Genomic DNA, 805 nt, shown 5'->3' on the forward strand with positions numbered 1-805 from the left:
GCTGCTAAAGCTGAAATTGAGCAAGAAAAGAATCGCGTGAAAGAAGAGCTTCGCGCTGAAGTATCTGCAATCGCAATTGCGGGCGCAGAAAAGATTCTTGGATCTTCAATCGATGCAAGCAAACATGGTGAGTTACTCGATCAGCTTGCCTCAGAAATTTAAGTTTTGAGAGTGGATGATGGCAGAATCAATTACGATTGCCCGACCCTACGCTAAAGCCGCTTTTCAGGCCGCGAAGGATAAGGAAGCTTTGACAGTTTGGTCAGACATGCTTGCTTATTCTTCTGCAGTAGCTATGGACGAGAACATGAGTGTTGTTCTAGACCACCCAGCATTGACAAGTGAGCAAAAAGCACAGCTTTTCATCGAATCATGTGGTGATAAGTTAAATGATGAAGGTAAAAACTTTATCGTTGTGTTGGCTGAAAATGACCGATTAGAGTTACTTTCAGAGATTGCTCAATTGTTTGAAGGTTTCAAAGCACAGCTAGAGATGTCAGTAGACGTCGATGTGGAGAGTGCTTTTGAACTGGGCGGTGAACAACAAGATAAGCTTGCACAAGTACTAAGTAAGAAACTAGATCGTAAAGTCGTTGTTACATCGACTGTAAATGAGTCGTTGATTGGTGGCGTAATTATCCGCACCAACGATCTAGTCATCGATGCTTCTGTCCGTGGCAAAATTGCAAAATTGGCCGAAGCGGTTAGTGCTTAGGTAGCAGATTCAGATTTGAGGATTTAACGCATGCAACAGCTAAACCCAGCTGAGATCAGCGAAATTATTAAGAAGCGCATCGAAACTCTC

Annotated in this window: 1 protein-coding gene; it reads left to right on the forward strand. The window is 43.1% G+C overall.

Annotated features, from left to right (window positions below; all coding sequences use genetic code 11):
- Nucleotides 1-178: 178 nt before the first annotated feature.
- Complete coding sequence (locus A3766_RS27635; protein WP_068507297.1) at nt 179-715, forward strand: F0F1 ATP synthase subunit delta; 537 nt, start codon at nt 179-181, stop codon at nt 713-715.
- Nucleotides 716-805 lie beyond the last annotated feature (90 nt).

Source organism: Oleiphilus sp. HI0132, assembly GCF_001635845.1.